Annotated in this window: 23 protein-coding genes; 14 read left to right on the forward strand and 9 right to left on the reverse strand. The window is 73.1% G+C overall.

Annotated features, from left to right (window positions below; genetic code table 11):
• The coding region (locus ACYU96_RS16580) for a CHRD domain-containing protein (protein WP_460755914.1) at positions 1 to 365 on the reverse strand (365 nt) is incomplete at its 3' end.
• Positions 366 to 497: 132 nt separating this feature from the next.
• Positions 498 to 728: a hypothetical protein gene (locus ACYU96_RS16585; protein WP_460755916.1), complete on the reverse strand. Its 231-nt coding sequence runs from the start codon at positions 726 to 728 to the stop codon at positions 498 to 500.
• 26 nt (positions 729 to 754) lie between these two features.
• On the opposite strand from ACYU96_RS16585, the gene ACYU96_RS16590 reads away from it, so the two are divergent.
• Positions 755 to 1,297, forward strand: coding sequence for a CGNR zinc finger domain-containing protein (locus ACYU96_RS16590; protein WP_460755919.1), 543 nt, complete (start codon positions 755 to 757; stop codon positions 1,295 to 1,297).
• A 15-nt stretch (positions 1,298 to 1,312) separates the two neighbouring features.
• On the opposite strand, the gene ACYU96_RS16595 is transcribed toward ACYU96_RS16590, so the two are convergent.
• Positions 1,313 to 2,638: a glycoside hydrolase domain-containing protein gene (locus ACYU96_RS16595; RefSeq protein WP_460755923.1), complete on the reverse strand. Its 1,326-nt coding sequence runs from the start codon at positions 2,636 to 2,638 to the stop codon at positions 1,313 to 1,315.
• Between the two features lie 293 nt (positions 2,639 to 2,931).
• On the opposite strand from ACYU96_RS16595, the gene trxA reads away from it, so the two are divergent.
• The 5 genes from trxA to ACYU96_RS16620 all read left to right on the forward strand — a co-directional run bounded on the left by trxA (position 2,932) and on the right by ACYU96_RS16620 (position 5,189).
• Positions 2,932 to 3,309: a thioredoxin gene (trxA, locus tag ACYU96_RS16600; RefSeq protein WP_460755925.1), complete on the forward strand. Its 378-nt coding sequence runs from the start codon at positions 2,932 to 2,934 to the stop codon at positions 3,307 to 3,309.
• 118 nt (positions 3,310 to 3,427) lie between these two features.
• A complete protein-coding gene (locus ACYU96_RS16605) occupies positions 3,428 to 3,700 on the forward strand; it encodes a metal-sensitive transcriptional regulator (protein ID WP_460755928.1) in 273 nt (90 codons plus the stop codon).
• A 56-nt stretch (positions 3,701 to 3,756) separates the two neighbouring features.
• Positions 3,757 to 3,921, forward strand: a complete 165-nt coding sequence (locus tag ACYU96_RS16610; RefSeq protein ID WP_460755931.1) for a hypothetical protein — start codon at positions 3,757 to 3,759, stop codon at positions 3,919 to 3,921.
• 139 nt (positions 3,922 to 4,060) lie between these two features.
• Positions 4,061 to 4,678, forward strand: a complete 618-nt coding sequence (locus ACYU96_RS16615) for a hypothetical protein (protein ID WP_460755934.1) — start codon at positions 4,061 to 4,063, stop codon at positions 4,676 to 4,678.
• Positions 4,679 to 4,805: 127 nt separating this feature from the next.
• Positions 4,806 to 5,189 carry a VOC family protein gene (locus tag ACYU96_RS16620; RefSeq protein WP_460755937.1) on the forward strand — a complete coding sequence of 128 codons (384 nt, stop codon included), beginning with the start codon at positions 4,806 to 4,808 and terminating at the stop codon, positions 5,187 to 5,189.
• On the opposite strand, the gene ACYU96_RS16625 is transcribed toward ACYU96_RS16620, so the two are convergent.
• A complete protein-coding gene (locus ACYU96_RS16625) occupies positions 5,176 to 5,754 on the reverse strand; it encodes a P-loop NTPase family protein (RefSeq protein WP_460755940.1) in 579 nt (192 codons plus the stop codon). The two genes, ACYU96_RS16620 and ACYU96_RS16625, sit on opposite strands and share 14 nt — an antisense overlap.
• Before the next feature lie 64 nt (positions 5,755 to 5,818).
• Positions 5,819 to 6,457: a DedA family protein gene (locus tag ACYU96_RS16630; RefSeq protein ID WP_460755942.1), complete on the reverse strand. Its 639-nt coding sequence runs from the start codon at positions 6,455 to 6,457 to the stop codon at positions 5,819 to 5,821.
• A 166-nt stretch (positions 6,458 to 6,623) separates the two neighbouring features.
• Between ACYU96_RS16630 and ACYU96_RS16635 the strand changes: the two genes are divergently transcribed.
• Entirely contained in the window at positions 6,624 to 9,584 is a 2,961-nt protein-coding gene (locus ACYU96_RS16635) for an ATP-binding protein (protein WP_460755945.1), read from the forward strand.
• Positions 9,585 to 9,862: 278 nt separating this feature from the next.
• Positions 9,863 to 16,072 (forward strand): S8 family serine peptidase, encoded by a 6,210-nt coding sequence (locus ACYU96_RS16640; RefSeq protein ID WP_460755948.1) that lies wholly within the window; start codon positions 9,863 to 9,865, stop codon positions 16,070 to 16,072.
• Positions 16,073 to 16,180: 108 nt separating this feature from the next.
• Here the strand turns inward: ACYU96_RS16640 and ACYU96_RS16645 are convergent, their stop codons facing one another.
• Together ACYU96_RS16645 and ACYU96_RS16650 are read right to left on the reverse strand one after the other, a co-directional pair.
• Entirely contained in the window at positions 16,181 to 16,786 is a 606-nt protein-coding gene (locus ACYU96_RS16645) for a response regulator transcription factor (RefSeq protein WP_460755951.1), read from the reverse strand.
• Positions 16,783 to 17,976, reverse strand: a complete 1,194-nt coding sequence (locus ACYU96_RS16650) for a sensor histidine kinase (protein ID WP_460755953.1) — start codon at positions 17,974 to 17,976, stop codon at positions 16,783 to 16,785. Before ACYU96_RS16650 ends, ACYU96_RS16645 begins: the two co-directional genes overlap by 4 nt.
• Before the next feature lie 162 nt (positions 17,977 to 18,138).
• On the opposite strand from ACYU96_RS16650, the gene ACYU96_RS16655 reads away from it, so the two are divergent.
• From ACYU96_RS16655 to ACYU96_RS16665, 3 genes are all read left to right on the forward strand, one after another.
• A complete protein-coding gene (locus ACYU96_RS16655) occupies positions 18,139 to 19,047 on the forward strand; it encodes an ABC transporter ATP-binding protein (protein WP_460755956.1) in 909 nt (302 codons plus the stop codon).
• A 64-nt stretch (positions 19,048 to 19,111) separates the two neighbouring features.
• The gene (locus ACYU96_RS16660; protein ID WP_460755958.1) at positions 19,112 to 19,831 is read left to right on the forward strand and encodes an ABC transporter permease; all 720 of its coding nucleotides are present in this window, start codon (positions 19,112 to 19,114) and stop codon (positions 19,829 to 19,831) included.
• A gap of 168 nt (positions 19,832 to 19,999) precedes the next feature.
• Complete coding sequence (locus ACYU96_RS16665; RefSeq protein ID WP_460755961.1) at positions 20,000 to 20,764, forward strand: DUF427 domain-containing protein; 765 nt, start codon at positions 20,000 to 20,002, stop codon at positions 20,762 to 20,764.
• A gap of 21 nt (positions 20,765 to 20,785) precedes the next feature.
• On the opposite strand, the gene ACYU96_RS16670 is transcribed toward ACYU96_RS16665, so the two are convergent.
• Together ACYU96_RS16670 and ACYU96_RS16675 are read right to left on the reverse strand one after the other, a co-directional pair.
• Positions 20,786 to 23,479 carry a bifunctional FO biosynthesis protein CofGH gene (locus tag ACYU96_RS16670; RefSeq protein WP_460755963.1) on the reverse strand — a complete coding sequence of 898 codons (2,694 nt, stop codon included), beginning with the start codon at positions 23,477 to 23,479 and terminating at the stop codon, positions 20,786 to 20,788.
• A 63-nt stretch (positions 23,480 to 23,542) separates the two neighbouring features.
• Entirely contained in the window at positions 23,543 to 24,244 is a 702-nt protein-coding gene (locus tag ACYU96_RS16675) for a TetR/AcrR family transcriptional regulator C-terminal domain-containing protein (protein WP_460755966.1), read from the reverse strand.
• A 104-nt stretch (positions 24,245 to 24,348) separates the two neighbouring features.
• On the opposite strand from ACYU96_RS16675, the gene ACYU96_RS16680 reads away from it, so the two are divergent.
• The 3 genes from ACYU96_RS16680 (at position 24,349) to ACYU96_RS16690 (ending at position 26,340) form a co-directional block, all read left to right on the forward strand.
• Complete coding sequence (locus tag ACYU96_RS16680) at positions 24,349 to 24,483, forward strand: hypothetical protein (RefSeq protein ID WP_460755969.1); 135 nt, start codon at positions 24,349 to 24,351, stop codon at positions 24,481 to 24,483.
• Positions 24,480 to 24,989 carry a nitroreductase family deazaflavin-dependent oxidoreductase gene (locus ACYU96_RS16685; RefSeq protein WP_460755972.1) on the forward strand — a complete coding sequence of 170 codons (510 nt, stop codon included), beginning with the start codon at positions 24,480 to 24,482 and terminating at the stop codon, positions 24,987 to 24,989. The genes ACYU96_RS16680 and ACYU96_RS16685 overlap by 4 nt, the downstream gene beginning before the upstream one ends.
• Positions 24,990 to 25,122: 133 nt before the next feature.
• A complete protein-coding gene (locus ACYU96_RS16690; RefSeq protein ID WP_460755974.1) occupies positions 25,123 to 26,340 on the forward strand; it encodes a cation:proton antiporter in 1,218 nt (405 codons plus the stop codon).
• The last annotated feature ends 245 nt before the right edge of the window (positions 26,341 to 26,585 follow it).

Genomic DNA, 26,585 nt, shown 5'->3' on the forward strand with positions numbered 1-26,585 from the left:
CCCGGGTCGGTGGTCAGTGAGACCGCGACGCCGCCGTACTGGTCGGCTGCATCGCTGACCTGGAGCGCGCCCTGGAAGCCGCTGCCTTCCTGGCCGTTGTCGGGGCACACGTTCTGCCCGCCGATGTGGATGTGCTGGGCGTGCGGGGCGCCGTCCAGCAGTCCCTGGGTCTCGACCTTGACCTGGACCTGGGTGCCCTCGACCAGGGCCCAGGCGGTGCCCGAGGCTCCCGAGTCGTTGAGCTGGGTGAGCTCGGCGGTGAGCTCGTGGCTGCCGTGGTCGTCCGCGACGGCAGATCCTGCCGCCAGCGGCAGGCCCACCAGGGCCGCAGCCGTCGCAGCCATCGCAAGTCGTGTCGTACGCATACGGGTTCCTCCTGTAGTGGCGACAAGGTGTCGCCCGTGTTGGTGCACCAGAGGTTCGGAACGGTGCCCGATCCGGATGGGTCCGGATGTTGGGCACGCCGTGACCTGCCCCGTCGCCCGCGGCCCGACCGGCTAGGAGGTGAGGTGTGCCCGCGAGGCCGGCGCGCCGAGGGTGGTGCTGAGGGGCGACGGCGGGAGGTGGGGGTGCGGCTGGAGGTCGACGCGCCGGCTGCCGCACCGGCAGCGCACGTAGCGCACCCGGCCCTCGGAGGTCCGGTGGCTCGACTCGGTGACCCACGCATGCTCGTGGGACCCGTGCGGACCGGTGCGGCGGTACTCGTCGTGCGCTTCGAGGATCGTCATGCGCACCACCGTGCTGTAATGCCCTTATGCATCTCAACCCTTACGGCCAGTACGCGGTCCTGCTCGCCGCGTCGCTCGCCGACGACTGGCCCGGCACCCGTGCCGGGATCGAGGCGCGGACCCGGGACTTCGGCATGACGATGGACTTCCCCGTGCTGCCGGACGACCACGAGCGCACCCGGCGCGTCGTCGACGACTGGCTGCGCGTCGTCGACGCCGCCGACCCGCCCGACCGCGCACGGCTCCTGAACGCCCAGATGGCCGCCGCGACGGCCTACCCCCGGCTGATCGACCACGACGGCGAGGGCTGGCACCTGCACTACCGCGACTGGGAGCAGTCACTGCCCGAGGTGCTCGGCGCGGTCATCAGCGTGGGCACGGCGCTGCACCTGACCACCCGGGGGATGCACCGCCTCGGCCGGTGCGCGGCCGGGAAGGCGCCGCAGGACCCGTGCTCGGCGGTGGTCGTCGACGTCACCCGCAACGGGCGGCAGCAGTACTGTTCCGTCCGCTGCGCGAACCGGGCAGCGGTACGCCGGCACCGGGCCCGCGCCGCCGCGGGCCGGTGACCGTCACGAGGACCGTCACCGGCAGCGGGGGACCGGCGTGCTCCACGTGGTGCTGGAGCGGTTCGCGACGTAGTGGTCGGTGACCCAGCGCCCGTCGCGCAGCTTGTTCCACACGGACGTGGTGCCGACCCTGCTGCCTGACCTCTGGCACACCACGTGGGCCAGGGCGCCGCGGTGCAGCCGGCCGCCCGTGGTCGGGTACGACGTTCCCGGGCCCGTGCGGGCGTTGAGCGAGTCCCTGGTCACCTGCCCGGAGTAGGTGCACCGGGGCAGCGCCGAGGTGAATCCCGTGTGCGACGGCGTCGAGACGTAGTGGTCGCTGACCCACGCCCCGCCGGCCAGCCGGTCCCACACCTTGGTCGTGCCGACCCGCTGCCCGGTGCCCTGGCACACGACGGACAGCGAGGCGCCCGGCGCGTGGCTGCGCCTGACGGAGGTGGAGGTGGACGGTCCCTTGCGGGCGTTCAGGCGCGTCGTGCTCGTCACGGCGTAGGTGCGCGTGACGCTGGCCACGGGCGCCCGGATGGCGTCGGAGTCGATGTTGAGCCGCACCCCGCCCCAGGTCTCGTCGTGGTCGCCGCGGTACTGCTTCGCGCGCTGGAAGGCCGACCAGTGCGAGTCCGGCGCGGTCGGCCAGCCGGTCAGCGACGTGTCGCCGTCCCAGCGAGCCATCCACACCGCGTCCGGGCGGGCGTGGGCGGTGGAGCCGTAGGAGTCGGAGAGGTCCCGCAGGCCCGAGTTCTGATGGACGTACACGCCCGCCAGGTATCCCGCCGAGTGCAGGGTCTTCGTCCATGCCGAGACGTAGCGGCGTACCGCGGTCCGGCACGTCGGGTCGGTGCGGTCGTAGTGCTCGACGTCGGCGTACAGGGCGCTGCCCGGCCGGAGGCCCAGGGCCTTCGCCCGCGTCACCGCGTCGTCGGCGTCCGAGACCCCCCGGGACCTGGCGGCGGCGGTGGTGTAGCGGTTCGGCTTGGGGCCGAACACGCAGTACGGCTGGTACCCGAAGTAGGTGGGCAGCAGCTTCCAGCGCGCCGCGGTCGCCGCGTGCACCCACGCCCTGGTCAGGTTCGGTTGCGCGCAGCCGCGGTTGTTGCCGCCGAAGTAGATGTTCACGGTCGTGTACGGCGACGTCCCCCGCCATGCCCGCAGCGCCGCGAGCGACGGCGCCGTACAGGTGTCGAAGGCGAGGCCGTTGGCGCGCGTCACCGTCGAGCCGGACGGGTAGGCGACCGGCGTCTCGGGCGCGGCGGCCGCGGGGGCGGCCAGCCCGACGAGAAGGATGACCAGACTGCCGCCGAACGCGACCAGTCTGCGAACGACCCTGCGTGTGACGGGCACGGCACACCTCCGGGAACGGACCGACGCTGCCTCCTGGCAAAATATCCGCTCTCCGGCGTGGCCGCACCAGGGCCGACGGTCCCGGAGGCGCGGACCCGTGCCGCCTCGCAGGGGTGCCGACCAGAGCCGAGCCCCTGCGCGCCCACGAGCCGGCGGCGGACGGCGAGCGGCTGCGGGAGGAGCCGGGGCACGGTTCGCACGGCCGGTCCTGGTAGGACTCCGGTACCGCACCGCTTCTCCTGTGCCAGGGGCGCTGCTTGCGGAACGATACCCCCAGGGGTATCTTTGCGAGCATGGCTACACAAGAGATCACGCACGAGAACCTGCGCGAGACGGTGACCGCCAACGACATCGTCATGCTGGACTTCTGGGCCGACTGGTGCGGCCCGTGCCGCAGCTTCGCCCCGGTCTTCGAGGGCGCCTCCGACACCCACCCGGACGTGGTGTTCGGCAAGGTCGACACCGAGGCGCAGCAGGAGCTCGCGGCAGGCTTCGGCATCACCTCCATCCCCACGCTGATGGCCGTCCGCGACGGCGTCGTCGTGTTCGCCCAGCCGGGGGCGCTCGCCCCGCCCCAGCTCGAGCAGGTCGTCACCGCCGTGCAGGAGCTCGACATGGAGCAGGTGCACGCGGAGATCGCCGCGCAGGACGGCCAGGCCGGGACGGAGTGAGGCGGGCCGCCACCGGAGGCGCGGCCTGCGGGACGAGCGCCTCGTGCGTGCCCCGGCTCGACGCTTCCGAGCGCCTGCCCACCGACATCTCCGGACCGTCCGACGAGAGGACCTCTTCATGCCCACCGACCTCGACGCCCAGCGGCGTATCCGCAACCGGCTGCGTCGCGCACGCGGCCAGCTCGACGCGGTCATCGACGCGGTCGAGAACGGCGGCTCGTGCCGCGACGTCGTCATGCAGCTCGCTGCCGTCTCCAGCGCCCTGGACCGGGCGGGCTTCGCGGTGATCTCGACCGCGATGAAGGACTGCCTCGACGATCCGGAGGCCGCCAGGGCCAAGGACGGGCTCACCACCGAGGAGCTCGAGAAGCTCTTCCTCGCTCTCGCCTGACCGAGACCTCGCTTCCCATTCCCACTCCCATCCCGAGACTCACGAGGAGAACACAGATGTGCCAGGCAGTGACCTGTACGACGTGCGGCAAGACCACCTGGGCCGGCTGCGGCGAGCACGTCGAGGACGTCAGGCGCGACGTGCCCGCGGCGCAGTGGTGCGCCGGTCACGAGGAGGCACCTTCGAACGGCGGCTTCCTGTCGCGGATCCTCGGCCGGTAAGAGCCGCCCGGGCATCCGGTCCCGGCCCCTCGGCCGGCGCGGGCCGCCCGCGGTCGAGGGCGGCATGCTGGGCGGCTCCTCATCGGACGCTCAGCGGATCCTCAACCACTGAGCAGGTCCGTCCTGTGGAATCGCCCCCATGTCTCAGAGCGCTCCGTCCAGTTCTCGCTCCCGTCGCCGTTCCCGTCGTCGCCGTCGGGCCGTCGGCGCCCTCGTGACGACGGTCGGGCTGGTCGCCCTCGCAGTGGTCGGTGAGCTCGCCCTGCGGAGCGTCATCGACGACCGGATCGAGGCCGCCGCGGCGGACATGCCTGCGGGGGTCACCGTGACGCGGGACGAGACGCCGGCGCTCTGGCAGGTGGCGACCGGGCAGGCCAGGCTGCGGGTCGAGGTGTCGCCCGAGGCCATGACCGACCTGGCACGGTCCGCCACCGAGCTGGAGGAGCTGCAGGTCACGTCGGAGCAGGGCCGCCTGGTCGCACAGGTGCCGCTGCCCGTCGGGGGCCAGGAGCAGACCGTCGACCTGCTGCTCTCCGTCGCCGCCGAGGACGACCGTGCGGTGCTCCGCGCGGACACGGTGAGGTTCGGCGGGTTGAGCCTTCCGCTCGCCGAGCTGGCCGGCATGATCGACAACCCTCGGCTGGACCGGCTGTCCGACGGCGTGACCTTTCCGCAGGACGAGGGCCGGGTGGCGATCTCGTCGGCCCGGGCGACCGCCGACGGCCTGGAGCTCGGCGCCGAGGTGGCCATCTGGTAGGAGGCCTCCCTCCGGGAGGAGGTCTCCTCGACCCGCCTCGGCGCCCGGCCGACCGATGAGTTCCGCGTCCCGGCAGCGTCAACCCTTCGTCAGGCCCGGTGCGGCACGCCCTACGAAGGAGATCGACATGCCTACCATCCAGCGCGGCTTCAGCAGCTTCTCGGTGCGCGACGCCGCCGAGGCGGAGCGCTTCTACCGCGACGTCCTCGGCCTCACCGTGCGCGAGACGCCGATGGGCCTCGAGGTCGACGCCACCGGCGGCTCGCCCGTCTTCCTCTACGTCAAGGGTGAGGCCCACGAGCCGGCGAGCTTCACCGTGCTGAACCTCGTGGTACCCGACATCGACCAGGCCGCGGACGAGCTCGCCGGGTCCGGCGCGGACCTGATCCGGTACCCGGACTTCGACCAGGACGACCGGGGCGTCATGCGTTCGGCCGACCCGTCCGAGGGGCCGACGGTCGCCTGGGTCGCGGACCCGTCCGGGAACGTGATCTCCCTCATCGAGGCCTGACGGCTCCCCGCGCCCGGCGTGACTCGTCCGGCTGGCTGCGGCTGACGCCTCGGCCGACGGCCTGCGCCTGGAACTGGTGGACGAGCTCGGTGGCCTGACGGCGGCTGGTCACGGTGATCTGCCGGGCGTGGGAGCCGTGCTCCTCCAGCAGACGGTGCACCCGGGGACGCGTGATCTTGCGGTAGCTCCAGATGTACCGGACGAAGCTCCAGGTGACGCGGTCGTAGACGCCGTCGCTGGTGTGCTGGCCGCCGCCGTAGCGCCACCTGCGCTGGAGGATGCCCAGGAGGCACGTGATCGCGCCCAGGTCGAGGAGGATCACGGTGTCGGCCGCAGCCAGGCGGATCAGCATCGTGTCCGCGTAGTTGCCCTCCACCAGCCACCGGGGCTCGGCCACCAGCGTGCGCTGGAGGTCCGCGAACTCCTCCCGCGGCAGCGGGTTCCACTCGGTGTCGTAGTAGACGCTGTCGAGGTGGGTGAGCGGCAGGTCGAGAATTTCGGTGAGCTGATTGGCGAGGCGGGTCTTGCCTGACCCGCCGCAGCCGATGATCGCGATCCTGTCCACGCACCGGTACGTTACCGCCCCCGAGGGGGTGAGCGCTGGAGGTGGCCCGCCGCTCGGCCCCGGGTCAGGCCTCCGGGGTGCGTGCCGCCCGGTCCTGCCGCCACGCGCGGACCCCCGCGACCACGGACGCCGCGATCACCACCCCGGCCACGGCGTACGCCACGGGCCGCACCGCGGGGTTCGACGCGGCGAAGTAGCCGATCACCGTGATGAGCACGGCCCAGCTCAGCGCCCCGAAGACGTTCGCGGCCAGGAACCGCAGGTAGGGCATCCCCGCGATCCCCGCGATGACCGGTACGAACACGCGCGCCCAGGGCATGTAGCGACCGATCACCACGGACCACCAGCCGAACAGGTCGTAGAACCGCTCGGTGCGCAGTACCGCTGCCTGCACCCAGCGGCCCTTGCGGGAGCTCAGGTAGGGCCGCCCGTACCGGCGTCCCAGCAGGAACGCGACCTGGTCGCCGGCCACGGCCGCGACGCCGACGCCGATCGCCAGCACCCAGATGTCGACGCCGTCGGCGGTCCCGGCCACGATGCCCGCGCCGAACAGCAGCCCGTCCCCGGTGAGGAACGGGATGAAGACACCGACGAGGAACGCGGTCCCGACGAACACGAGGCCCCACACGACGAGGTAGAACGCGACCGGCCCGAGCGCGTCGAGCCAGCCGGCGACGTCGTCCGACACCGCGGTTCTGATCATGGGGACCTGCCGATCCTGGGGTGGCGAACGCTTGGTGAGGACAGCCTAAGACGTCCTCGTCCGCTCTCCGGTTCCGGCCGGCTCCGCGTGCGGGCTGGTGACTCGCCCGTCGCCCTGCGGGCAGCGCGTACTTGCATCGCGCGAGCCTGCGGCGAGATCATCACGCATGCCTCGCTCCCTGCCCGTCGACGACGGGATCCCGCCCGTCGTCTCCACGCCGGACTTCGTGGGCCGCGGCCGGGAGCTCGCGGCGATCGGGGACGCGATGTCCCGGCCGCCGGCGATCGTCCTCCTGGAGGGCGAGGCGGGGATCGGGAAGAGCCGGCTGCTGCAGCACTGGCTCGCCACGGCGGCACCGCGCGGCGGCCGGATCCTGACCTCGGTGTGCCCGCCCCTGCGCGAGTCCCAGACCCTCGGCCCCGTCGTGGACGCGTTCCGGGGGATCGGCACGCCCGTCGCGGACCTGCCCCTCACCGCGCTCGCCGGCGCCCTGCGCCCTGTGTTCCCCGAATGGTCCGACGGGCTCCCGCCGGCCCCCGAGCCCCTGGGGGACGCGCGGGCGGCGCGGCACCGGCTGTTCCGTGCCCTGGACGAGCTGATCGGGGCGCTCGACGTCGGACTCCTCGTGCTGGAGGACGCGCACTGGGCCGACGAGGTGACCCTGGAGTTCCTCCTCTTCATCGCCTCGCGCCTCGGTGCCGGTGGACCGAGCCTGGTGGTCTCCTACCGGCTCGACGAGGTGGACTCCGGATCGCTGCTGCTGCGGCTGACGTCGCGACTGCCCGCCGGTGTCATGCAGTCCCGGGTGGTCCTCGCGCCGCTGGACCAGGAGGAGACGGCATCGCTGGTGTCGTCGATGCTGGACGGGAGCCCCGTGTCGGAGGAGTTCGCCGCCTTCCTGCACGACCGCACGGACGGTCTTCCGGTCGCGGTGGAGGAGTCGGTGCGCCTCATGTGCGACCGGCGGGACATCGCCTTCCGCGACGGGGAGTGGACGAGGACGCGGCTCAGCGAGCTCCTCGTCCCGCCCACGGTGCGGGACTGCACCCGGGAGCGGGTGAGCCGGCTGTCTCCGGAGGCGCAGCACGTCCTGCGTGCCGTGGCGACGCTGGCGGAACCGTCCTCGGAGGTCGCGGTCGCCGTCACCGCCGGCCTGGCGCCGCCGGAGTCCCGGGCCGGCCTCGCGGAAGCCGTCGACGCCGCGGTCCTCGTCAGCGACGACCGGGGCCAGTGGCAGTACCGGCACCGGCTGGCCGCGGCGGCGGTCTACGAGGCCGTCGCACCGAGCGACCGCAGGGTCCTGCACCGGCGTGCCGGCAGAGCGCTCGAGGGCGACCGGCCCCCGCCCGCGGCGCGCCTCGCCCGTCACTTCCGTGAGGCCGGCGACACCGAGAGGTGGGCGCGCTACGCCGAAGAGGCCGCGGAGCACGCCATGCGCTCGGGCGACCACACCACGGCGGTCGTCCAGCTCGACGACCTGCTGTCGAACGCCCAGCTCCCGCCGCCCGACCGGGCGCGGATCGCGCGCACCGCCGGGATCGCCGCCCTGAGCCGTCGCGAGCCGGTGGATGCCGTCCACCACCGGCTGATCGCCACTCTCCGCGCGGTGCTCGACGCCCCGGGACTGTCCGACCACCAGAAGGCCGAGATCCGCAACCCGCTCGGACGGCTCCTGATCCTCGGCGGCGAGGCGACGGCCGCGCTCGCCGAGCTCGAGCAGGCCGTGGCCGGCCTCGACCACGACCCGACCGAGGCCGCCCGGGCGATGACCTATCTCGGCTGGGCCTACGCGGGCCCCTGGCCCGCCCGGACCCACCTGCGATGGCTCCAGCGCGCCGCCGCGATCACGAGCCAGGTCGCGGCGCCCGCCGACCGGCTGAACCTTGCCGGGAACCGAGCCGCCGCACTGCTCATGCTCGGCGAGGAGGAAGCCTGGGAGATCATCGCGGAGCTTCCGCTGGAGGGCGTGACCTCCGCGGAGCGGCTCGACCTGGCCCGCATCCACACGAACGTCGGGACCGGTGCCCTCATCTGGGGCCGGCACGCCGACGCGGAACGGCACCTCACGCTGGCGGCGCACCTCGCCGACGCCGAGCAGGCCTCCCGGCTCCGGTACAACGTCGAGATCGAGCGGGCCAACCTGGACTGGCACACCGGCCGGTGGGACGGGGTGGCCGAACGCAGCGCCGACCTCGCGGACGCCGACCGGGACCGGCCGACGACGTACCTGGCCGGCATCCGGCTCGCGGCCCGGCTCGCTGCCGCGGCCGGACGACGGCGCGAGGCGGAGGAGCAGTTCCGGCTGGTCCTCGACGAGGCCGTGCGGCTCGGCGCCATCGACGACACCATGGAGCCCGCCGCCGCGCTGGCCCGCCTGCGGCTCACCGCCGGCGACGACGCCCAGGCCCTGCGGGTGACCGACCGGCCGATGGAGACGCTGCGCCGCAAGGGCGTCTGGGTCTGGGGTACCGACATCGTCCCGGTCCGGATCGAGGCGTACCTCGCCGCGGGCGATCTCCGTGCGGCGCAGCGGCTGACCGGGCAGTTCGCCAGAGGGCTGCGCGGCCGGGCCGCGCCGGGGCCCCGGGCTGCTCTCGCCACGTGCCGTGCCCACCTGGCTGCCGCGGCCAGGGAGCACCCCCGCGCGGCGGCCGCCTACGCGCGAGCGGCTCGCGCCTGGGCCGCGCTGCCGCGGCCGTACGACGCCATGCTCGCCCGGGGGCGCCAGGCCGAGGCGCTCCTCGCGGAGGGGAGGGCGGCCGAGGGCCGGCAGCTCCTGGCAGACCAGTACGAGGGCCTGTTCCGCCTCGGTGCCCGGGGCGACGCGGATCGCATCGCACGGCGGCTGCGCGAGCTCGGCGCGGACGTGCCGCGCCTGTGGCGCGGCGGCAGGCGCGGCTACGGCGACAACCTCTCCCCGCGCGAGCTCGAGGTGGTTCGCCTCGTCGCCACCGGCAAGACCAACCGGGAGATCAGCCGGATCCTGGCGAAGTCACCGGCCACCGTGGACCAACAGCTCCGGGCCGCCATGCGCAAGCTGAAGGCGGGCTCCCGGACGGCGCTCGCGGTCACCGCGGTCGAGGCGGGCCTGCTCCCGGCGGAGCCGTCCGGCTCCCACCTGTCGTGAAGATTGACGTATACGCAGGATAGCGGCGGCGGGCCCGCGCACCGGACCATGAGACCACGATCCAGCCCCAGGGATCGTCCCCGCCTGAGTCATTCACCCCGGTGACGGCTCGGGTGCCGGTCCCTGGTCATCTCCCGGCCGGTCGCGCCCCGTGCGCGACGCCAACGACGACGACGTCCTTGATCGCGAGAGCGGCGGCCCCCGACCACTCTTGACGACCCTGCCGGGGGACCTGCGTTCCGCAGGTCCGCCGCACGGTGCCGCAGGAAAGGACCCCGATGAAACTCACTGCCGTCGTGGCGTCGCTGGCCCTCACGGCGGGCCTCAGCGTGAGCGCCCCCCTGTCGATGCCGGCCGCCGAGCCACCACCGCCCGAGCCCGCGGCCGAGCCGACCGCACCCGTCGACAAGATCGAGCCGGAGCTGCGGGAGTCCCTGCGCGAGGACCGGACCACCGAGTTCTGGCTCCGGTTCGAGGACCGCGCGGACCTGGAGCCCGCCGAGGCCATCACCTCCTGGACCGAGCGCGGTCAGTTCGTCTACGACGCGCTGACCCGGACTGCGGAGACGTCGCTCGCGACGGTGTCCGCCGAGCTGGACGCCGCGGGCGTCGACTACGAGTCGTTCCCCATCGCCAACGCCGTGCTGGTCGAGGACGGCACCGAGGGCCTCGCGCTGGAGCTTGCGGCGAACCAGGAGGTCACCGAGGTCCACGAGACGCCGGAGGTCGGGCTGGTCGAGCCCGTGCAGCCCGAGCCGGACGCACCCGCCGTCCGTGCCGCGGAGGCTGACGTCGAATGGGGTCTGGACTACATCAACGCGCCCGAGGCGTGGGAGCTGGGTGCCACGGGGGCGGGCATCACGGTGTCCAACCTCGACTCGGGCGTCCAGTTCGACCACCCCGCGCTGGTCGAGGGCTATCGCGGCACGAAGGCCGACGGGACGTTCGACCACGACTACAACTGGTTCACCACGCGCGGCGACTGCGGCGACGCCCCGTGCGACGACAACGGCCACGGTACGCACACCATGGGCACGATGGTGGGCGACGACGGTGCCGGGAACCAGGTGGGTGTGGCGCCGGACGCGCAGTGGATCGCGACGAACGGCTGCTGCCAGGCGACCGGGTTCCAGACGTTGCTCGACTCGGGCTGGTGGCTGCTGGCTCCCACCGACCTCGACGGGGAGAACCCGGACGTGTCGAAGCGCCCGCACGTGGTGAACAACTCGTGGGGCTCCTCGGGGGAGCACGCCTTCTCCGACTTCTTCACGGCGATCGACGAGGCGTGGACCGCGGCCGGGATCTTCAGCGTCTGGTCGTCCGGGAACACGTCCCCGGCTGCCGCCTGCGACACCGTCTCCTCGCCGGGGGCTCATGCGGACGCCTACTCGGTGGGAGCGTTCGCCTCGAACGGCGTGCTGGGTGCGTTCTCCCGCAAGGGAGAGGGGGAGGACGGTGTGATCAAGCCCGAGATCTCCGCTCCCGGTGTCAGCGTCCGGTCGTCCTGGCCGGGCGACGGCTACCACACGATCAGCGGGACGTCGATGGCGGCGCCGCACGTCGCGGGCGCCGTCGCCGCCCTGTGGAGCTACGACCCGACCCTTGTCGGGCAGATCGAGGAGACGCGCCGCCTGCTCGCGGAGTCGGCCGTCGACGTCGACGACACCTCGTGCGGAGGTACTGCGGAGCTCAACAACAAGTACGGCGAGGGGCGCCTCGACCTGGCCCGCCTCGTCCAGCTCGCACCCCGCGACGGCGGCACCCTGAGCGGCGTCGTGACCAGCGACGGCGAGCCCGTGGCCCAGGCCGAGGTGACGATCGACGGCCCGTTCCACCGGACCGTCGGGACGGCGCGGGACGGCAGCTTCTCCGTGCACCTGCCTGGCGGCGGCTACGAGCTCACCACGACCGCCTTCGGCTACCGGACGTCGTCGGCGAGCGCCACGGTGACGGTCGGCGAGGACACGGCCGTCGAGATCGCGCTCGCGGTCGCGCCGACGCACGACGTGAGCGGGACGGTGCTCGGCGAGGGCGGGCAGCCGGTCCCGGAGGCGCAGGTGTCGGTCGGCGGGACGCCGCTGGACTCCGTGCGTACCGGCGACGACGGCGGGTTCACCGTCGCCGACGTGCCCGAGGGCGAGTACGTGCTCGACGTCCGGCCGAACGCCTGCTTCTCGCCCGTCTCCGTCGCGCTGACCGTGGGGCCCGACACCGAGCCGGTGCAGGTCCCGGTCCCGCGTGTCGTGGACGAGGGTGGCTACACGTGCGCGGTGTCCGAGGGCGGGTACCGCCGCGGCACCGACAAGGTGGAGTTCCCGAGCGGCGTGTGGGCGCAGGTGCCGCTGCCGTCCCCGGTCGCGCTCTACAACGGGACCCATGACACGCTCGGCATCGGCCTGCGCGGGACGATCGCCGTCGGCGACGGATCGGCGGGGCCCGGCACGGGCGGTGCTGGGGTCTTCCCGTTCTACACCCAGAGCCCGCTGCGGCCGCACGGCGACGGCAGCGGGGTGTACACGGCGTCGACCACGGTGGACGGTGAGGACGCGTTCGTCGTCGAGTACCGCGACATGGTCGTCTGGGGCGGGAGCAGCTGGCCCCGCGAGTCGGAGGGGACGGTCAGCTTCTCCACGACCTTCACCCGCTCCGGGACGGTGATCGTCGCCTACGGCGACGGTGTCGGCGGCAGCGACCCGCTCACGGCCGGTCTCGTCACGACGACCGGCATCCAGGGGTGGGAGGGCGTGGACGGCATCCGGTTCTCGGAGAACGCCCCGGTGCTGTACGACGGGCTGGTCGTCACCTACGACCTCCCGGACTTCGGGTACGTCGACGCGACCGTCGCCGACCGGAACGACGGGCTGCCCGTGGAGGGTGCCACCGTGGCGATCTCCGACGACGACGGCCTGGTCGAGAGCCTCATCACGACCTCGACCGGCACGCTGCGGCGGCAGCTCCCCGTTGGTGGGTACACCATGACGATCACCGCCCCGGACTACGTGACCGAGAGCCACGAGTTCTCGCTCGGCGAGCTCTACGCGGAGGACGAGGTCGACGCTCGGCTGGCGACCGGCGTCGCGGACGTCGTCGGTGAGGGCCTGGACGCGGTGCTCGGCACGGACCAGCGCGGTGCCGGCTCGCTGCGGCTGACCAACACCGGCTCCGCGCCCGTCACGTATGACCTGGGGGAGGTGGCGCGCCACCCCGAGCTGGACGCGGACGACGTCACGTCGCGCACCAGCACGGGGGAGGACAGCACGATCGATCTCACCGCGTGGGACGAGGCGGCGGCCGCGGCCCGCGGACAGCAGCCCTCGGACGCCGACGGCGCCACGAAGCAGGACGCGGACGGCGCCGCGGTCGAGGAGGCCGACGAGGTCGGCACGCACTCCGGCGGCGACGTCATCGCCCGCATCCCGATCCCGGGCGACCTCGACGAGAAGGAGCCCACCGGGCTCGGCTACGACGGGGACGTGTGGGTCCACGACTACGACGCGCGCACCAACACCGCGTACACGGTGTCGGGCCGGAAGACCGGCAAGGAGTTCGCGGCGGAGTGGAACCCCGACTACCGGGCGTTCGACCTGGCCTTCGACTCCCGGACGGGGGACATGTGCCAGATCGAGGACAGCCCTGCCAGCCGCATCCACTGCTTCGACCGTGACACGGGGGAGAAGACCCGCGAGATCGCCGGGGCGTGGTCGAACACCCAGCTGACCGGCCTCGCGTACGACGCCGGCCGGGACGTGTTCTACGTGGGTGGCCGCGGGATCGGCGCGATCGGTACCGTGGCGGGCACGTCGCACGGGACACCGGGGGAGTTCCTCTCCTACTGCTCCCCGCCGCTGCCCGAGGTGATGGGTCTGGCCTACAACGACGCCTCGGACACGATCTGGTACACCGACCAGGCCGTGAACCGTCCGAGCCGGCTGCTGCAGGTGGACCCGGCAGACTGCTCGCTGGTGAACGCGTGGTGGTTCCCCGGTCAGCTGCAGCGTCAGGGCGGGGGCCTCGCCACCGACGCCACGGGCGCCCTGTGGGCGACCGACCAGATCGCCGACGAGGTGCTGCTCGTCGACGTCGAGGACGACCTGACCACGGACCTGCCGTGGCTGTCGCTGTCCGCGACCGGTGGCACGCTCGCGCCGGGCGAGTCGGTCACCGTGGACGTGACCGTGTCGGCCGACGACGTCGAGCCGGGTGTCCTCGGTGCGAACATCGTCGTGACCTCCGACGCTGGCCGCCAGTCCAAGGAGTACGTCCCCGTCACGCTCACGACCACCGGGTTCCAGGTGGGAGTCAACGCGGGCGGGCCGGCGTTCACCGACGGGGACGGCTTCACCTGGGCGGCCGACCAGGCCTTCGACGACGGTTCCTGGGGATACCGGGGCCGCACGCGGCAGGTCTCCACCCGCCGTGCGGTCGACGGCACCACGGACGACGCCCTGTTCCAGGTCCAGCGCAGCACGTGGCGCCAGGACCTGCACTACGAGCTCGACGACGCCCCGGAGGGCACCTATCTGGTGGAGCTCGGCTTCGCCGAGACGGGGCACGTGGCACCGGGCCGGCGGGTGTTCGACGTGCTCGTCGACGACTCGCTCGAGCACTACGCGTACGACGCGGCGCGGACGGCGGGCCGCGACACCGCGGACTGGCGCACCGCCGTCGTCCGGCATGCCGGGGGGCCACTGACCGTGGAGCTCCGGGGCTCCCTGGGGATGCGTCCGCCGAGCCTCGCGGCGCTCCGGGTGACCCTCGACCCGCGGGCCGAGGAGGACCCGGCACCCGGACCCGGGCAGCCGGAGCCGGAGGAGGTGCCGGTGGCCCCCGCCGACCGTTCCTACACGGTCACGGAGACGACGGGCCTGTACCGCCAGGGCACCACGGACACCGGGTGGTCCGGCCGGTTCGGCTGCGGTGTGCTGTGGTTCGGGTTCGACCTGCCCTTCTACGACACGTCGTGGGACGGTGTGTGCGTCGCGATGAACGGGATGCTCACGTTCGACCGGAGCCGGACCAGCGCGGTCAACACGGCGCTGCCGACCCGGTCGCCCGCCGACGCGGTCTATCCGTTCTGGGACGACCTGGTGGTCGACGACGAGGCGGGCATCTACGTCGGCGTGACCGAGGTGGACGGGCTCGACGCGCAGATCATCGAGTACCGCGACGTCACGTTCAACGACGAGCGGTCCGAGCGCGTGAGCTTCTCGGTCACGCTCGTGCAGGACGGGCGCATCCAGCTCGGCTACGGCGAGGGCTTCGGCGGCGAGAACCCCCGGACCCACGGGGCGTCGGCCACGGTGGGTGTCGAACGGCTCGACGGCCTGCGGGCGCAGCAGTACTCGTTCGACGAGCCGGTCCTGACGGCCGGGACGGGGCTGGAGTACGTGCTGCCGGCGTCGGGCACGATCGAGGGCGAGGTCACCGACGCGAACGACGGTGAGCCGGTCGCGGGGGCGGCCGTCACGCTCACTGCCGGCGACGGCAGCTCCCGCACGATCACCACGAACGCGCAGGGCCTCTGGAAGGCCCAGGCCCTGGTGGGGGACCACACCGTGGAGGTCCGGTCGCCGCACTACGAGACGGTGAGCGACACGGTCGGGGTCGCCGGGCCGGGCCGCGCCGAGGTGTTCGACACGGCGCTCGCCACGGGGGTCGCCGAGATCTCCGGCGACGAGCTGGAGTGGTTCCTCGGACCGGACGGGAACGCCTCCTCGGAGCTGACCGTGACCAACACGGGGTCGGCGTCGATGGCGGTGGAGCTGGCCGAGCACGCGCGGGACGAGGAGGGGGACCCGGTGCCCGCCGACCTGCCCTGGCTCACGATGGCCGGTGCCGCGGCGGACGGCGTCGTCGAGCTGGCCGTCGGGGACTCCACCACGGTCACCGTGTCCGTGGACAACGCCGAGGCCGGTCCCGGCCTGCTCGTCGGCGACGTGCTGGTGTCGGCCGGCACCGGCCGGGAACCGGAGCAGTACGAGCGGGCCCGGATGGCGACGTCGGCGTACTGGCTGGGGGTCGACGTCGGCGGACGCGGGCACGTCGGGTCCGACGGCTTCACGTGGTCGGCGGACCGGGCGCTCCGGCCGGGTACCGGCGCCTGGGGTCACGTCGGCGGCACGAAGCGATCCACCTGGGCCGCCATCGACGGCACGGAGGACGACGACCTGTTCCGCACCCAGCGGACCGGCCGCACGTTCCGCTACGTGTTCGAGGACGTCCCTGAGGGCGGTTACCGCGTCGACCTCGGCTTCGCGGAGCTCAGCAGGCTCGATCTCGGGACACGGAGCTTCGACGTGCTGGTGGACGGCGAGGTCGTGCTCTACGAGCACGATGTCCGGGCCGAGGCGGGCGTGCTGACGGCCGACGAGCACTCGGCCACGGTCGAGCACCCGGGAGGTGACCTGACGGTCGAGCTGATCGGCGAGACCGGCAGACGTCACCCGATCCTCAGCTCCCTCGCGGTCCTGGAGGATCCGCGTCTCTGACGCGGCCGGGACGCCCGCGGCGTGACCGCTCGTGATCCGAGCGGCCACGCCGCGGTAGCGGCGGTGAGCGGAGGGCGTCGGCTCACGGACCAGGAGCGAGCCGGCGGGTCACAGCCAGTCGTGCTCACGGGCGTAGCGGGCGGCCTCGTGCCGGGTGCGGGTCTGCGTCTTCTGCATGGCGTTGGAGAGGTAGTTGCGCACGGTGCCCTGGGCGAGGTGGAGGCGGGCGGCGATCTCGGCGACCGAGTAGCCCTCGCCGGTGACGCGCAGCACGTCCGCCTCCCGCTCGGTCAGCGGGTTGTCGTCGACGATCGCCGCCGCCGAGACCTCCTGGTCGATCCAGCGCCTGCCCGCCCGCAGGGTGCCGATCACCTCGGCGATGTGGGCGGGCTCGGCCGACTTGCTGGCGAAGCCCTGGACACCGAGCCGCAGCGCCCGGCGCAGCACCCCGGGGCGGGCGTGCCGGGTGAGCATGAGGACGACCTGGCCGGGGAGCGCCCGGCGGATCTCGGCGACGGCGTCGAGGCCGTCGAGACCCGGCATCTCCAGGTCGATGACCAGGACGTCCGGATGGTGGGCCAGCGTGGCCCGGACCGCGTCCGCCCCGTCCACCGCCTCCGCCAGCACGGTGATGTCCCCTTCGAGGGGCAGCAGGGCCGCGAGCGCGGAGCGGAGCAGCGCCTCGTCGTCGGCCAGCACGACCCTCGTCGTCATCGGTCCGCCTCTCCTGGTGCCGGTGGGAAGGTCACCGAGGTCACGAACCGCGCGTCGGTGAGCCGCGCGGTGAGCTCGCCGCCGCTGTCCGACACCCGGCGCGCGAGGGCGGCGAGGCCGCGCAGCTCGGGCGGGGAGTCGTCGGCGACCCCGTCGTTGACCACGGTGATGCCGTGGGTGGACACCTCGACGCGGACCAGTGTCGCGCGCGAGTGGCGCAGGATGTTCGTCGTCGTCTCCCGCAGGGCCTGGGCCAGGAGGGCGACGTCCGGTGTCGCGGACTCGCCGGGGCGGCCTTCGACGTGGCGTTCGACGCGGACGCGGATGCCCGCCGCCTCGAGGAGGTTGCGGGCGTTCTCCAGCTCGGCGGTGAGGTTGAGCGTGCGCTGTCCGTAGGCGAGGTCCTTGGTCTGGGCGATGGTGTCGCCCACCAGCGCATACATCTCGCGCAGCTCCTTCTCCACCCGGGCGGTGTCGCTGTGCAGGAGCTTCTGGGCCAGCGCGATCTTCAGCTTCACCACGTGCAGGGTGTGCCCCTGGATGTCGTGCAGGTCCCCGGCGAACCGCACCCGCTCGCGCACGACGGCGAGCTCTGCCTCCCGCTCCCGCGCCTCCTCCACCTCGGCGACGACGTCGTAGAACCGCTGGTTGGGGAACATGACGCCGATCAGCACCGCGGTGACCCCCGTCGGCACGACGAGCGCGGTGATCACCTCGGTGGTCCCGACGTCGTCCGAGAGGACCAGCCCCAGCGTGCCGATCGCCGCGACGTAGCCCACGAGGGCGCCCGCGGCGACGGCGCGACGGCGTGGCATCTGAGGCACGGCCAGGCCGCCGACGACGGCGAGCGCGTAGTACGCGGCCTGGGCCTCGCTGCCGGCCAGGAGCGCCCCGTACGGCCAGACGACGGCGCCGACGGCCAGGCACGGCACCGCCACCCGCCCGATCTCGCCCACGGTCCAGCGCTCGAACGCCACGACCACGGCCACGATGCCCAGTCCCAGCACGAGACCGTCCTGCCAGGACTGGGCCTGCCGGACCACCGCGACGGCGCCGACGGCGATGAACAGCGGCAGCGTCGTGGCCAGGTTGATCGCCCGGAACCGGCGGCGTGACCGCTGGACCGCGGGGGTCGCCCAGGGCGCCACGGGCAGCGGAGCGGGTGACCGGCGGGCGGTTCCAGCGTTCATGGAGAGGGCTCCGGGTCGGCGGTGGTGTCCTTCCCCAGTATTGCCGCCGCGGCTCCGCCCACCAGTGACGCCACGTCATGGGTCGGCCCGTCCGGAAGTCACCGCCGGGAGGTGACGCGGTCGCACTGGGCGGTACGGGCCGCGCGACGTGTGATGGGAGGCATGACCACGACACCTGTCATCGACGTCGCCGGACTCAACGTCACCTACGGCGACTTCCACGCCGTGAAGGACCTCTCGTTCCAGGTGGAACAGGGGGAGCTGTACGCCCTCCTGGGCACGAACGGGGCGGGCAAGACCTCCACGCTGGAGGTGGTGGAAGGCCACCGGACGGCCTCGGCCGGCACCGTCCGCGTGTTCGGCGCGAGCCCCACCGACCGGCGCACGGTCCGGCCCCGGGTGGGCATCATGCTCCAGGAGAGCGGGTTCGCGCCGGACCTCACCGTCGCCGAGTCCGTCCGGCTGATCGGCGGGCTCACCGGCCGTACCGACACCGTGGACCGCCTGCTGGCCGTCGCCGGCCTCGCCGGCAAGGCCGGCACCCGCGTGGCGCAGCTCTCCGGAGGGGAGAAGCGGCGGCTCGACTTCGCCACCGCCGTCCACGGACGGCCCGAGCTGGTCTTCCTGGACGAGCCCACCACGGGGCTGGACATCCAGTCCCGCGACGCCCTCTGGGACGCGGTCGAGCAGCTGCGCGGCGACGGGTCCACCATCGTGCTGACCACCCACTACCTGGAGGAGGCGCAGCAGCGCGCCGACCGCGTCGGGCTGATGCACCAGGGGGAGTTCCACCTGCAGGGCACGGTGTCCGAGCTGACCCGGACCCTGCCCGCCGCCATCCGGTTCTCCCTGCCGGCCCGGTCCCCGGCTCCGCCGGTGCAGTCCGCACCGGTCGCCGACGGGTCCTACGTCATCGAGACCTTCGACCTCCAGGCCGACCTCAAGCACCTGCTCGACTGGGCGGCCGCCCACCAGGTCGAGCTGCGCGGCCTGTCCGCGGCGCCCACGCGGCTCGACGACGTCTTCCGCTCCATCGACGCCCCGCCGGCGCACGCCGAGCCGGCGCTCTGAACCACTCTCCGCACCATCCGCACGGGCCGGTCCCCGGCCCTCCCGAGAAAGGGAACCCGCGACCATGCTGTCCATCGCACGCAGCGAGCTGACCCAGATCCTCCGCAACCGGGCCGTGCTCGTCACCAGCCTCGTCATGCCGGTGGCGGCCAGCGCCTTCTTCATCTACCGGCGCGACACGTTCGAGAGCCTCGGCAGCCTCGGCTACATCGGCGCGATCATCGTGTTCACCATCGCCGCGTTCAGCCTGTACTCCACGACCGTGACGACCCTGGCCGCACGCCGCCAGAACCTGTTCCTCAAGCGGCTGCGGTCCACCGCCGCCGGGGACGCGGCGATCCTGTCCGGCCTGGTGCTCCCGGTCAGCGTCATCTCGCTGGTCCAGGTGGGTCTCGTCCTGGCGGTCCTCGGGGCGCTCAGCGGCGGGCCCGCCGACCCCGCGCTCCTCGTCGTCGCCGTGCCGGCGACGTTCGCGATGATGCTCGCCCTGGGGATCGCCACGGCAGGCGTCACGAACTCTCCTGAGCACGCCCAGGTCACGGCCCTGCCGCTGAGTCTGGGAGTCGTGGTCGTGGCCAGCTGGATCGGTCTCACCGGGACCGAGGACCTCGCGCTGCTCAAGCGCCTGCTGCCGGGCGGCTCGGCCACCGAGCTGGTCGTCAACGCCTGGAACGGCGGCGTCCCGCTCGCCGACTCGCTGTTCCTGCTGGGGCCCACGCTCGGCTGGGTGGTCGTGTCCGTCGCGCTCGCGTCCCGGATGTTCCGCTGGGAGCCTCGCCGGTGAGCGCGGCGGCAGGGCTGGGCGGGGCCTGGCGTGACCAGGCGGCTCTTACGAGGTGCTTACCTGCCGACGTGGCAGGAACAACCGCACGGGCCCGCCGGGTTCTGATGGTGAAGGGTCCGGGCACTCCGGGCTCCCGGTAGCCAGTTCGCAGCGAGAGGTGACCTCCAGATGTCCGAGATCGTCGAGAACCCGTTCGCCATCACCCCGGGAACGGTGCAGCGAGGCCGCACCAGGATCCGCGCCTTCTCCGAGGGCGACCTCGTGGTCGACGCCGTGGAGCCCCTGCTGGTCTGGGAGCACCCCTACTACCCGCAGCACTTCTTCGCGCCGCAGGACCTGGAGGTCGAGGTGCGCCCCTCCGGGACGAAGGGCCCGCGGTCCAAGGCGCTGGGGCCCAGCGAGCTGTTCGACGTCGTCGTCGGGGAGCGCACGCTGCCGGCGGCGGCACGCCGGTACCCGGAGGCCCCCGTCGAGGCGATGCGCGAGGCGTACGCCCTGACCTGGTCGTCCTTCGACACCTGGCTGGAGGAGGACGAGGTGATGCACACCCACCCGCGCAGCCCGTACGTGCGGACCGACGCGCTGCCGTCCAGCCGGCACGTCCGTGTCGTGGTGGGCGGCGAGGTGGTCGCCGAGTCGCGGCGGCCGGTCGTCCTGACCGAGACCGGGCTGGCTCCCCGCTACTACCTGCCGCGGGTCGACGTGCGGATGGACCTGCTGACCCCCACGGAGACCACGAGCCACTGCCCGTACAAGGGCGAGGCGTCGTACTGGACCGTCGACGCCGGGGGCACGGAGCTCTCCGACGTGGTCTGGGGGTACGACACGCCGCTGCCCGAGTCGACGCGGCTCACCGGGCTGGTCTGCTTCTGGCCGGAGAAGAGCGCCGACATGGAGCTGTACGTCGACGGTGAGCGGGTCGGCAGGCCGTAGGCGGTCGACGGCGCGCGGACGTCAGGCTCGGCCCGCGCCCCGTGGGACAGGGCGGTCTGACGTCCGCCCGTACGTCGTCGTCCGCTCGCGCACGGGGCGGCCGATGCCGGCAGCGATCTCCTCGAGCTCCGCGACCGTCTTGGCCGAGCCGTGCTCCGAGCCCGCCATCCGGGAGATCGTCTCCTCCATCAGCGTCCCGCCCACGTCGTTGACCCCGGCCCGGAGCATCGCCCGCGTCCCGTCGACCCCCAGCTTCACCCAGCTCGTCTGGATGTTGTCGATGCGGCCGTGCAGCATGATCCGGGCCATCGCGTGGACCGCGAGGTTGTCCCGCAGGGTCGGTCCGGGGCGGGCGACGCCGGCGAGATAGATCGGTGAGCTGTTGTGCACGAACGGCAGCGGCACGAACTCGGTGAACCCGCCCGTCTCGTCCTGGACGCGGGAGATCACGCGCAGGTGCTTCACCCAGTGCCGCGGGTGGTCGACGTGCCCGTACATCATCGTCGAGCTCGACCGCAGCCCGACCCGGTGCGCCGTGGAGACGACGTCGACCCACGTGCTCGTGGGCAGCTTGCCCTTCGTGAGGATCCATCGCACGTCGTCGTCCAGGATCTCCGCCGCCGTGCCGGGGATGGTGTCGAGGCCCGACTCGCGCGCCTTGATCAGGAAGTCCTCGAAGCTCAGCCCCGTGCGCGAGGCGCCGTTCACGATCTCCATCGGGCTGAACGCGTGCACGTGCATGTCCGGCACCCGCTGCTTGATCGCCTGGACCAGGTCGAAGTATCCGGTCGCCGGAAGCTGCGGGTCGATGCCGCCCTGCATGCACACCTCGGTGGCGCCGAGCCCCCAGGCCTCCTCGGCCCGGTCCGCGACCTGGTCCAGGGACAGCGAGTAGGCGTCGGCGTCGGTGCGGCGCTGCGCGAACGCGCAGAACCGGCAGCCCACGTAGCAGACGTTGGTGAAGTTGATGTTCCGGTTCACCACGTAGGTGACGTCGTCGCCGACGGTCTCGCGCCGCAGCGAGTCGGCGAGCCCGCACACCCGGTCCAGCAGCTCGCCCTCGGCGGTCATCAGCGTCAGCGCGTGCTCGTCGGACAAACCGCCCGGATCCCGCTCGGCAGCCGCCAGCGCGGCCATCCCCTCGGCACCGATCGCAGAAGTCACCGCCACCGCTGCCGCAGCAGCCGTCGCAGTAGCCGTCGTGACCTCTGCCGCAGCCCCGCCATCCTGGTCGACCACGCCATCCCGCGGGGTGGCAGCGCGATCGCCGCGCACGACGGCGTGGTCGGCAGAGGTGGCCTCGTTGCGGTGTGCTACCTCGTCCCGCAGGCCCTGCCAGTCGCCGTAGACGGAGTCGAAGTCCGCCCGGCGGTCGTGGGTGCGGCCCTCCGTGTCGACCGTCTCGTGCAGGTCCGTGCGGCCGACGGCGGTGAATCCGCCGTCCGGCTCCTGCCACGGGAGCCCTGACGGGATGACGCCGGGCCGCGCCAGGCCGTCGTCGTCGGCGAGGGCGGCGACGTGGGCGCTGATGCGCGGGTCGAGCCACGGCTCGCCCTGCAGGACGTACCGCGGGTGGACCGTGAGCCGCGGGCGCAGCGTGAAGCCGTGCTCCTCGACGGTCTCGCGCAGCCGGTCCAGGGAGGGCCACGGGCGCTCGGGGTTCACATGGTCGGGGGTGAGGGGCGAGACACCGCCCCAGTCGTCGATCCCGGCGTCCAGCAGGGCGGTGCACTCGGCGAGGTCGACCAGGTTCGGCGGGGCCTGGACACGGGCCTTCGGGCCCAGCACGATTCGGGTGACCGCGATGGCCGCGCGGTACTCGTCGAGCGGGAGGTCGTCGGTGTGCCGCATCGCGGTGTCGGGCTTGGCGCGGAAGTTCTGGACGATGATCTCCTGGAGCGCGCCGTAGCGGCGGGCGGTGGCGCGCAGCGCGAAGATCGTCTCGGCGCGCTCGGTGAGGTTCTCGCCGATGCCGACCAGCAGGCCGGACGTGAAGGGGATCGAGAGGCGCCCGGCGTCCTCCAGCACCCGCAGCCGGACCTCGGGGTCCTTGTCGGGCGAGCCGTGGTGGGCCAGGCCCTTCGTCTCGTACAGCCGGCGCGACGTCGTCTCCAGCATCATCCCCAGGGACGGGGCCACGGGCTTGAGCCGGTTCAGCTCCTCCCAGCTCATGACGCCGGGGTTCAGGTGGGGGAGGAGGCCGGTCTCCTCCAGGACGCGGACCGCCATCGCCCGCACGTAGGCGAGCGTGGAGTCGTAGCCGCGCTCGTCGAGCCACCGGCGTGCCTCCGGCCAGCGGTCCTCGGGCCGGTCGCCGAGGGTGAAGAGCGCCTCGAGGCAGCCGAGCTCCGCGCCCTCGGCGGCGATCGCGACGATCTCGTCCGGCGACAGGAACGGCTCGCGGCCCTCGCGGGCGGCCTGCCCGGGCGTCTCCACGAACGTGCAGTAGTGGCACCGGTCGCGGCACAGGCGGGTGACGGGGATGAAGACCTTCGGGGAGTACGTCGTCGTGCCCGGCCGCCCCGTCTCCACCAGGCCGGCGTCGCGGACGCGCGCCGCGACGGCGCACAGCCGGTCCAGCTCGTCGCCGGTGGCGGCGAGCAGCGCCGCGGTCTCCTCGACGTCCAGCGCGGCGCCCCGCTCGGCGCGGGCGAGCGCCCGGGCCGTCTGTCGTGGTGTGGGTGCTGCGGGGACCTCGGCCACGATCTCGTCCATGGTCAGAAACCCTAACAACGCCGCCGGTGGCGGGCCCGGGCGGATCCGCCGTCTCTCCGTGGGTCAGGCGTCCCGGCGTCGGGCCAGGCCGTCGAGCATGACGTCCAGGCCGAACTCGAACTCGGCCCGGTCGTCGCACCAGCCGAGGGTCGTGGACGCGTCGTGCGAGAGGTGCTGTGCCATCTGCGCGAGGAAGGGGAAGGCGTCGGCCAGCGCGGCCAGGTCGGCGAGCGCTGCCTCCTCGTCCACGTCGGTCTCGGTCACCGCGGGGGCCTCGGGCTCGAAGAGCTCGGGCGAGAAACCGAGGGCCCGCGGGCCGAACGCGTGCAGGGCGTGGTGGATGGTGTCGAGCGTGAACCCGCCGTCGGCCAGGATCGTGCCGAACTCGTCGAAGTAGCGCATCATCGCGGGCCCCATCGTGCCGTGGGAGCTGATGAGGGCCGGTGCCCACCGGTGGGTGAGCAGGGTGGACCGGGCGGTCAGGACGCGGCGGCGCAGGTTGGTGCGCCAGTCGGCGGGGTCCTCGGGCGCGGGCAGGGCGTCGCAGGCGTCGTTGATCTCGGCGACGACGACCTCCACGAGGGAGTCGAGCAGATCGTTCTTGCCGGAGACGTGCCGGTACAGCGCCATCGCCTCGACCCCGAGCAGGTCGGCGACGGACCGCATGGTGATGCCCTTCAGTCCGTCCCGGTCGGCGACCTCGACGGCGGCAGCCTGGACGCGGCCGCGGTTCAGGGGACGACGCCGGTTCTGTGTCTCGGTCACGTTCGCATTCTCTCCCGGCGGTTCACCCTCACGGGGCTTGCGGCGCCCCCCGTTTACAAGGTAAACATGTTTACAAGATAAACATCGACTCGAGGGACGCCCCGATGACCAGTACTGCCCCACCGCCCCCCACCACCTGCCGGAGGCCCGCGGGCCCCGGCCCGGACGGCACGCCCGGCCGCGTCACCGACGGCCCGGTGCTGCCCGGGTCCCGCGTGCGCGAGGAGCGGTCGCGATGAGCGGGGTCCTCACGGCCCTCGGCGCGGCCGTCGCGGCGATCCTGCTCGTGCTCGCCCTGGCGATGGGCTTCGTCGTGGTCGGCATCCGCACGCAGAACCCCTGGATGCTGGGCGTGGTGCGCCGCTTCAACCGTTCCGTCACCAACCGGGCCCAGGTGCGCACGGCGGGCAGCGCGGGCGCCACCATGGGCCTGCTGCACCACCGCGGGCGCAGCAGCGGGCGCGAGTACGTCACGCCGATCGGGCCCAGCCCGGTACCCGGCGGGTTCGCCGTCGTCCTGCCGTACGGGCCGGACACCGACTGGATGCGCAACCTCCGCGCCGCCGGCTCCGCCGTCCTCCGGTTCGACGGGCGCACCTATCGTGTCGACCACCCTGAGGTGGTGCCCATCGCGGAGACGGTCCTCGCCGAGCAGGAGGCGATGACGATCCGCATCTTCCAGGTCGAGCACGCGCTCCGGTTGCGCGCGGCCGAGGTCGCGGGCGAGGAGCACGCCGTGCCGTGAGCCGGGGCCCTCCGGAAGGTTCGGCCCGGCTCACGGCAGCAGCCCGGCGCCCGGGTGCCGGGCTGCGCTGCGATGGCAGGGAGGCGTCGCGGCCAGCATCCTGGGAGCACGGGCGGGCCGACGGGGGTGGACGGTGGACGAGCAGAGTCTGATGATGCTGGCGCTGATCACGTTCGCCGCGGTGGCCGCACCGTTCTTCGCGGACCGGGTCGAGAAGTGGCTCCGGGTGCCGTCGGTGGTCTTCGAGATCATGCTGGGAGTTCTCCTCGGCCCGGCGCTCCTCGGGCTGGTGGCCAGGACCGACGTCGTCGACGCGCTGAGCGACCTCGGGCTGGCGTTCCTCATGTTCCTGGCCGGGTACGAGATCGAGGTGGGGCGCGTCGTCGGCGGGCCCCTGCGGCGGGCGACCTGGAGCTGGCTGGTCTCGCTCGGGATGGGGCTCGCCGTCGGGCTCGTGGTGGGCGGGACCGACACGGGCCTGGTGGTGGGGCTCGCGCTGACCACCACCGCGCTCGGCGTGGTCCTCCCGCTCGTCCGCGACGCCGGCCTCGCCGGCACGCGCTTCGGTGACGGCGTGCTCGCGGTGGGGACCATCGGGGAGTTCGGCCCGATCCTCGCCATCGCCTTCGTCCTCAGCGGCCAGCGTCCGGCCCACACCCTCGCCGTGCTCGTCGCGTTCACCGCGCTCGCCCTGGCCGGGGCGTGGCTCGCCCGCAAGCCCCGCCATCCCCGGCTGGGCCGCCTCGTCGCGGCCACGCTGGGCACGAGCTCGCAGGTCGCCGTGCGGCTCTGCGTCTTCCTGGTGATCGTCCTGTTCGCGATCACCGAGTGGCTCGGTCTCGATCCCGTGCTCGGTGCGTTCACGGCCGGCCTGCTGGTGCACATCTTCCTCGAGTCGAGCGATCCCGCCGAGGCGCGGGTCGTCGGGTCCCGCCTCGAGGGCATCGGGTTCGGTTTCCTGATCCCGATCTTCTACGTCGTCACCGGGGTCGGCCTCGACGTGGTGTCGCTGTTCTCCGACCCGGCGGTCCTGGCCGGCGTGCCGATCTTTCTCCTGCTCCTCCTGGTGGTCCGCGGCGTCCCGACGTTCCTCTTCCACCGCCGGGACCTCCCGCGCCGCGAGGCGCTCGCCCTGTCCACCATGGCCTCGACCGCGCTCCCCCTCATCGTGGTGATCACGACGGCGGGGGTGTCGAGCGGCGCGCTCGACGAGGCGCAGGCGGCGGCCCTGGTCTTCTCGGGCGTGCTGTCGGTGCTGCTGTTCCCGGCCCTCGCGGAACGCATCGGCGCCGTGCGCCGGCCCGCCGGCCCGCCGGACGCCCGCAGCGAGGAGCAGGACGACCGGCTGTAGCGGCAGTCGCCGGACCCGAGGCCCATGACCGCCGGCCTTGCCCTGCCCGCCGGCCTTGCCCTGCCCGCCGGCCTTGCCCTGCCCGCCGGCCTTGCCCTGCCCGCCGGCCTTGCCCTGCCCGCCGGCCTTGCCCTGCCCGCCGGCCTTGCCCTGCCCGGACCGGGGGTGTTGCTCGGGGGAGTGTTCCGCTACAGTGAACAAACTGACAGGTAAGTAACCTATTGCTCGCAGTGTCGCGGGCTGGA

This window comes from Myceligenerans cantabricum, from assembly GCF_054777735.1.